The 6,556-nt window shown below is 47.2% G+C and carries 9 protein-coding genes; 5 read left to right on the plus strand and 4 right to left on the minus strand.

All coding sequences use genetic code 11. From position 1 onward, the window contains the following. The first annotated feature begins 223 nt into the window (after window positions 1-223). From FD01_RS04275 to FD01_RS04285, 3 genes are read left to right on the plus strand one after another with little or no spacing between them, the layout of a single operon-like run. Window positions 224-781: a YutD family protein gene (locus tag FD01_RS04275; protein WP_054716018.1), complete on the plus strand. Its 558-nt coding sequence runs from the start codon at window positions 224-226 to the stop codon at window positions 779-781. Window positions 782-790: 9 nt separating this feature from the next. Next, window positions 791-1,567 carry a TIGR01457 family HAD-type hydrolase gene (locus tag FD01_RS04280; RefSeq protein ID WP_056962801.1) on the plus strand — a complete coding sequence of 259 codons (777 nt, stop codon included), beginning with the start codon at window positions 791-793 and terminating at the stop codon, window positions 1,565-1,567. Window positions 1,568-1,570: 3 nt separating this feature from the next. Beyond that, entirely contained in the window at window positions 1,571-2,188 is a 618-nt protein-coding gene (locus FD01_RS04285; protein WP_054716021.1) for a TIGR01906 family membrane protein, read from the plus strand. Window positions 2,189-2,229: 41 nt separating this feature from the next. Here the strand turns inward: FD01_RS04285 and FD01_RS04290 are convergent, their stop codons facing one another. The 4 genes from FD01_RS04290 to FD01_RS04305 all read right to left on the minus strand — a co-directional run bounded on the left by FD01_RS04290 (window position 2,230) and on the right by FD01_RS04305 (window position 5,077). After that, window positions 2,230-2,775, minus strand: coding sequence for a flavin reductase family protein (locus FD01_RS04290; RefSeq protein ID WP_054716024.1), 546 nt, complete (start codon window positions 2,773-2,775; stop codon window positions 2,230-2,232). Between the two features lie 113 nt (window positions 2,776-2,888). Next, the gene (locus FD01_RS04295; RefSeq protein WP_056962803.1) at window positions 2,889-3,530 is read right to left on the minus strand and encodes a VTT domain-containing protein; all 642 of its coding nucleotides are present in this window, start codon (window positions 3,528-3,530) and stop codon (window positions 2,889-2,891) included. 72 nt (window positions 3,531-3,602) lie between these two features. Next, complete coding sequence (locus tag FD01_RS04300; protein ID WP_054716027.1) at window positions 3,603-4,106, minus strand: phosphatidylglycerophosphatase A family protein; 504 nt, start codon at window positions 4,104-4,106, stop codon at window positions 3,603-3,605. An 11-nt stretch (window positions 4,107-4,117) separates the two neighbouring features. After that, window positions 4,118-5,077, minus strand: a complete 960-nt coding sequence (locus FD01_RS04305) for an NAD(P)/FAD-dependent oxidoreductase (RefSeq protein ID WP_056962806.1) — start codon at window positions 5,075-5,077, stop codon at window positions 4,118-4,120. 146 nt (window positions 5,078-5,223) lie between these two features. Between FD01_RS04305 and FD01_RS04310 the strand changes: the two genes are divergently transcribed. Together FD01_RS04310 and FD01_RS04315 are read left to right on the plus strand one after the other, a co-directional pair. Beyond that, entirely contained in the window at window positions 5,224-5,808 is a 585-nt protein-coding gene (locus FD01_RS04310; RefSeq protein ID WP_054716030.1) for a peptidylprolyl isomerase, read from the plus strand. After that, window positions 5,809-6,177: a CvfD/Ygs/GSP13 family RNA-binding post-transcriptional regulator gene (locus FD01_RS04315; protein ID WP_054716034.1), complete on the plus strand. Its 369-nt coding sequence runs from the start codon at window positions 5,809-5,811 to the stop codon at window positions 6,175-6,177. Window positions 6,178-6,556 lie beyond the last annotated feature (379 nt).

Here is a 6,556-nt window from a genome sequence, read left to right on the forward strand (position 1 = left end):
GGAGAGAAAAAGTGCTCCGATTCGCGCTATTGCGCTACTTCGGTCGCCATGACCAGCCCGCCGGAGCACTTTTTGTCGGAACACACGGATTTTCGTCCCGCTAGGCTTATTGGTATAGCTAACTGAAAAAGCAAAGACACACTTACGCTGTCGGACAGCGCGGGTGGTTTCGTTGGTTGGCGCGATAGTGTTATACTTAATCATTATGAAAGGAGGTTGTCAGATGCCTAAAAAAACACCTGATGAGCAAACCCCACCACGCGTGGAGTTACCGTTAGTTGCAGTGGCGCAAGTCGCAGATGATATGATCACCATTGATTCTCGGCGGTACAAAATCGTGTTGTTGCACAAGCAGCCTTTTGACGTGTCGGCTTTTGCCGTGCGTTATACAGATGTGTTGGATAAGTACGATTTTGTTGTCGGCGACTGGGGTTATGACCAATTGCGCTTGAAAGGTTTTTACGCCAATGACAGCCGCCATGCCACCAAAGGCCAAACCATCGCGACGTTGATGGATTACATCAATGAATACTGTAATTTTGGCTGTGCTTACTTTGTGTTGCAACGCTTAGATGCGCCAGCACCGAAGCCGAAGCATAAAGGCCGCAATGAGCGTGGGCGCTCGCGTCGGCGCAACAACAATAATAAGAAACCATATCAAGAACGGCGCCAAGCAGTGGCAGATCCTGCCAAAAAGCAGCATCATGCAGAAACGGTGGCACCAAGTCAACCACGTAAGCGGCATTTTACGATCCGCCAGCGTGAATCTAATGAAAAGTAGGGGCACAGCTTGAAATATTCTGGTTACATGATCGATTTAGACGGGACGGTTTATCGTGGGCGCGAACGCATTCCTGAAGCCAAAGACTTCGTAGAACGCCTGCAAAAAGCCCAGATCCCTTTTTTATTTTTAACCAATAACACCACCAAATCACCAGCCGCGGTGTGCAAGAATTTAGCGGAAAATCACGACATTCATGCCACGCCTGAACAGGTTTATACGCCAAGTTTGGCCACGGCGGCTTGGATCCAACAAGACTGCGGCGGCGACGCGCATGGCAACTCAGTTTATGTGATCGGCGAAATTGGTTTGAAACAAGCGATGCTTGATGTCGGCTTGACCTTCAATGAGTTTGATCCTGAATATGTGGTGGTCGGTTTGGACTATGATGTGACTTATCACAAGTTTGAACTGGCAACACTGGCCATCCAACGCGGCGGTAAGTTTATCGGCACCAACGCTGACACCAACTTGCCTAATGAACGCGGCCATGTGCCTGGGGCCGGTTCTGTGATCGCGTTAGTTGAACGCAGCACCCAACAAAAGGCGTTTTACATTGGTAAGCCAGAAAAAATCATCATGGAACAAGGGTTACGCCGCATGGGCTTGGCGCGCGATGAAGTGGTGATGGTCGGCGATAACTATAAAACTGACATCCAAGCAGGGATCAATGCCAACATCGATCAATTGCTGGTGTATACCGGGATTTCAACGCATGAATTCGTTGCGGCGCAAAAGATCCAACCGACGCATCAAGTCGAAAGCTTAGCAGACTGGGAGGTATAAGCCATGCGCTGGTGGCAAAAAGTCGCCTTGTGGTTATTGATCATTTCAGGCGTGGTATGGGGAACCGTGTTACTCACCTACGTGCTGTTTCCGATTTTTGTGGTAAAAGATGGCCTGACGCGAGCTAGTGGCTTGCCGTTTGGGCGGCTGTATCACAACTATGTCCAACTGATGGCGTATTTACAATTACCTTGGATCCCGAAGCTACATATGCTCGATTTTAAAGATTCTGTGAGTGGGGCGACGCATTTTGCTGATGTGCGCAAGCTGTTTATCTTTGACATTGTGGTATTTTTAATCACAGTGATCCCAGGGGTGCAAGCTTGGCGGCAACTGGCCAAACGCCGTGAGCGGTGGCAAATGGTGCGCAGTTTTCAAATCGGCGCCGTGGTGCCCATTGTGCTTGGGGCTTTAATGGCTGTGAACTTCAACGCGGTGTTCATCAAATTCCATGAAGTGCTGTTTCGCAATGATGATTGGCTGTTTGATCCTGCAGTGGATCCGATCATCAATGTTTTGCCTGAAGATTTCTTCTCAGCGTGTTTTGCCATTGCGTTGATCGGTTTTGAAGTCGTCATGATTTATGGAATTTGGCGGGGTCGTAAAGACGCGCGTTTATAAAAAAGGCAGTCGTTTCGCATAAAAGGCGAAGCGACTGCTTTTTAGACCTTGGTGAAAGCCCCAAGTGATGCTACTTGATCAGATAATTGGCGATAGACCCGCTGATGACCGTCGCCAGCAAACAGCGGTGGGTTCAATTGAGTCACGTCCATTTTACCAGCTTGCAACTTTGATTCTTGCACTAAACGTTGTTGGATGGTCGCGACGAAGTTGATTGCACCGTGCACCGCGGTCGCAGAATCGATATTTAACGTCAACACCACCGAAGCATCTTCTAAGATGGGTAAGCCAGTTTTGAGGTGATAAGCCAAGCCACTTTCATGCAGTTTATCTTGGGCATGATGAAAGCCGGTATATTCGAGCTGCTTTAAGTATTCGGGGCCAAAGAAGCTGATGGTGCAGCGCTTAGTTGCTTGGATTTGGGCGGCAGCGTGTCCTGTGCCACCCAGGCCAAAGCAAAACATGTCGCCGAGGCTGTAGCTGGAGCTGCATGTGGTGAGATTGGCGCCGAAGTCTGCGTCTTGATAACCGACAACAAAAATCGGATAAGCGAAGTACATTTTGACTGTTTCATATGGGACTAACATAAGCCACCTACTTTCTTGTGGTTCTAGTATAGCGGACAAGGCCTTGTTTGAGGTTATCTAAAAGCTTGCAAAAACCGCCACCCAGAAAATTTTGAGGTGGCGGTTTTTTTAAATTATTCAGCTGCAGGTTTGCGACTGCGCAGCGCCGTAACAATCACTGGAATCAAGGAAATGGCGATGATGCCAAGAACGACCACTGAGAAGTGCGCTTTGACAAACGGGACGTTACCAAAGAAGAAGCCTAACGCACAGCACATGGTGACCCACAAGAACCCACCTAATAAGTTGTAGTGGATGAATTTGCCATAATGCATGTTCGAACCACCGGCCACAAATGGTGCAAAGGTTCTGATCAGTGGCATGAAACGTGCAATGGCAATCGTTTTGCCGCCATGTTTATTGAAGAAGTGCTCGGCTGAAGCCAATTTTTCGCGATTGATCAAACGCCCGAAGATGCTTGAGTTCGACGCGGCTAGGCCAACGTGTTTGCCAATTTCGTAGTTGACCGTATCGCCGATCACCGCTGCCGCTAAGAATAGGCCGAAGAACAGCCAGACGTTCAAGTGGTAAGCCGAGTTTGCAGCCAAGGCACAAGCAGCGAACAGTAGCGAATCACCTGGTAGGAAGGGGAAAATGACGACCCCAGTTTCAATAAATACCATCGCGAATAAAATTAAATAGGTCCAATTCCCAAAATCATTCACAATATAAACCAAGTGCTCATCAATGTGTAAAATAAAATCGATCAGTTGCATACCCGACTCCTTTTTCGTAGTTTCTTCATTATAGGCGATTTTCAGCAAGTTGGGGCAACTTTTGATGAAACTTTAGTAATTGTCATCTTCCAGCTCTGGATGGGCGTGGGCCAAGCGACTGGCAGCTGCCGCAGCAATAGCGCCAACCAGATCATCCAAAAAGGTATGAATGATCCCAGGCTCATGCGCATTGAGTTTGGCGAGGATCCCAGGTTTGACCCGATCGATGTAGCCATAGTTGGTAAAGCCGATGGAACCATAGACGTTGACGATGGCAAACGCCAAGATCTCATCGACCCCGTATAACCCTTCGTCTTCGGCGATAATATTTTCCAAAGGTTCTTCAAGCTGACCGGCTTCGGCCAGCTTATCCAGTTGAATGCCGGTCATTACGGCGTTTTGGACTTCACGCTTACGCAATACGATATTGACGTTTTCGCAGGCTTGCTCAAGGGTTAGATCCGGGATAAATTTTTCTTGGAGAAACATGACCAGTTCGCCGATCGCTTCTATAGAAACACCACGTTCGGTTAAGAGGTCATGGGTATGTTGTTCTAAGCGTTCTTCATTTGTCATATTGACACTCCTTAGTGGTAAAGCTGAGTACTGTGAGTGGGTTGGCGGCGGTCTGGATACAAGGCTTGCAGATCTTCATTGATCGCAGTTGGTGCTTCACCGAAACCTGAGGCAATCAGCTTTAATTTACCAGGATAAGTCACCACATCGCCAATGGCATAAATTCCTTCAATATTGGTGCGCATTTTGGAATCGACTTTGATTTGATTGTGTTCCAGTTCTAAGCCCCAATTGCGTAACTGCCTGTTTTCGCTCATAAAGCCGTAGTTGACTAACAGTTTGTCGACATTGAGCGCTTCGGTATTGTCGCCGCGGACTTCTTTCAAACTGATATTGCCGCGTTTGCCGTCAGCCTCGACGCTATCGATCAAATAAGGGGTGTGCAACACGACGGAGCTGGCTTTAAGTTGTTCAACACTTGACGCCAACCCCCGGAATTGATTGCGCCGGTGGATCAGGTGCACACTTTTGGCAATCGGTGCGATGGCAAGCGCCCAATCAATGGCTGAATCGCCGCCGCCAGCAATGGCAACATCGAGATCTTTAAAGCTATTTAAGTCGCGGACAAAATAATTGACCAGTTTATCGTCAAGTGCGGGATCGTAGTCAACGGCGAGTTTGCGTGGGGTAAAGGCGCCGCCGCCAGTAGCGATGATCACGGATTTGCTTTGATAAGTCCCGTTGGTGGTTTCTAGCGTAAAGCCTTCATCCGTTTTGGTGATGGTTTGGACATTAGTGGCAGTTTGAATGGTGGGCTTGAAATGGGCGACTTGCGTTTCCAACTGTTCGACGAGTTTTTGCCCGGAGATATTCGGATAGCCGCCGATATCATAAAGCACTTTGGCCGGATACAAATTGCCTGGTTGGCCGCCAAGTTCAGCTAAACTTTCCAATAATAAAACTTTTGCGCTGTGTAAGCCGGCATAAAAAGCGGCAAACATCCCGACCGGCCCGCCGCCGATCACAGTCATATCATAAATAGGTGTTGTCAAAATGGATCCTCCAAACGGATTAATTAATAGCTTTACGTTAACATATTTACCGGCTTGCGACTATCACCCGTCGCAATTGCGTCATTCATCGGTTACAATAGGTAAGATTAATCTTTTAGGAGGCAATTATGTACCCACAATTAGACTTAGCCAACTTTGCAGGGCCTAAAGCGACCTTGCATACTACCCAAGGGGACGTGACTTTTGCATTGTTCAAAGATCAAGCGCCCAAAACCGTTGAGAACTTCTTAGGCCTTGCCAAGAAAGGTTACTACGATGGCGTTTCATTTCATCGCGTGATCGCGGACTTCATGATCCAAGGTGGCGATCCAACTGGCACTGGTGCTGGTGGTGAAAGTATTTGGGGCCAACCTTTTGAAGATGAGTTCTCAAATGTGCTTTTCAACATCAAAGGGGCCTTGTCGATGGCCAATGCCGGTCCAAATACTAACGGTTCTCAGTTTTTCATCGTTTCTAATGAACACCTTAATCCGCAAATGGCCGCTCAAATGCCACAAGCTGGTTATCCAGAACCAATTATTGAAGCGTACAAAAATGGCGGCACGCCGTGGTTAGATCATCGCCACACTGTGTTTGGTCAAGTGTTAGCCGGTGAAGATGTTGTCGATACGATCAGCAAGTGCAATACCTTGCCAGGCGACAAGCCAGCTGAAGACATTTTGATCAATTCCGTCACCATCAGCGAATAAATGAATTATCGCATCGGCGATATCATTGAAGGCAAAGTGACTGGGATCCAGCCTTATGGGGTGTTTGTACTATTAGATGATCACACCCAAGGTCTCGTGCATATTTCAGAATGCCAACATGGTTTCGTCAAATCATTGAATAGCCATTTTCACATCGGGCAAACTTTATCTGTTGTGATTTTGGACATCGATGAATTTTCAGGCAAGATCTCACTATCGCTGCGTGCTTTGATGCCGGCGCCAGAAATGACGACGTTTCGGCGGCGGAAGCATTATTGGACCACGCGCAAAGTGCATACTGGTTTTGCCCCTATCGCCAATCACTTGCAAGATTGGGTCGATGAATATCTTGACCGTCTAGATAAGTAGATCAGCTAAAAGTAGCTGGCCTGCTTTTTTATTAACATTAAATGCAATTTTAAATCTTTCGTTCGGGAAAACCCTGGCTGAATATTCATTCTCTAGGCATTTGTTTCGGCCTTATTCGGACTCGCTTATTCGTTCAAAAAAAGTCGAGAAAATTGTTGACGAGCCCTAGCAAAAGCTGGTAAGATACTTGTTGTTGTCACGAGGAGCGATTGCTTCTCACCAACAAGCTAACGCTCAGAAGCGTGAATAATTATTCATCACTGAAAATTAGTTGTTGACAATCACTTGTCTGCGAGATATACTGATTAAGTTGTCTTATGGCAAAGGTAGTCCTTTGAAAACTGAACAAAGTTTCGTAAATGTGATAGGGCTTTTCTTA

This window comes from Lacticaseibacillus manihotivorans DSM 13343 = JCM 12514 (assembly GCF_001435035.1).
GTDB classification, from domain to species: Bacteria; Bacillota; Bacilli; order Lactobacillales; family Lactobacillaceae; genus Lacticaseibacillus; species Lacticaseibacillus manihotivorans.

Excerpts from the sequence above, each read along its gene's own strand:
- FD01_RS04275 (WP_054716018.1), top strand. The coding sequence starts at position 224 with ATGCCTAAAAAAACACCTGATGAGCAAACCCCACCACGCGTGGAGTTA.
- FD01_RS04285 (WP_054716021.1), top strand. The coding sequence starts at position 1,571 with ATGCGCTGGTGGCAAAAAGTCGCCTTGTGGTTATTGATCATTTCAGGC.
- FD01_RS04290 (WP_054716024.1), bottom strand. The coding sequence starts at position 2,775 with ATGTTAGTCCCATATGAAACAGTCAAAATGTACTTCGCTTATCCGATT.
- FD01_RS04295 (WP_056962803.1), bottom strand. The coding sequence starts at position 3,530 with ATGCAACTGATCGATTTTATTTTACACATTGATGAGCACTTGGTTTAT.
- FD01_RS04300 (WP_054716027.1), bottom strand. The coding sequence starts at position 4,106 with ATGACAAATGAAGAACGCTTAGAACAACATACCCATGACCTCTTAACC.
- FD01_RS04305 (WP_056962806.1), bottom strand. The coding sequence starts at position 5,077 with ATGACTGTGATCGGCGGCGGGCCGGTCGGGATGTTTGCCGCTTTTTAT.
- FD01_RS04315 (WP_054716034.1), top strand. The coding sequence starts at position 5,809 with ATGAATTATCGCATCGGCGATATCATTGAAGGCAAAGTGACTGGGATC.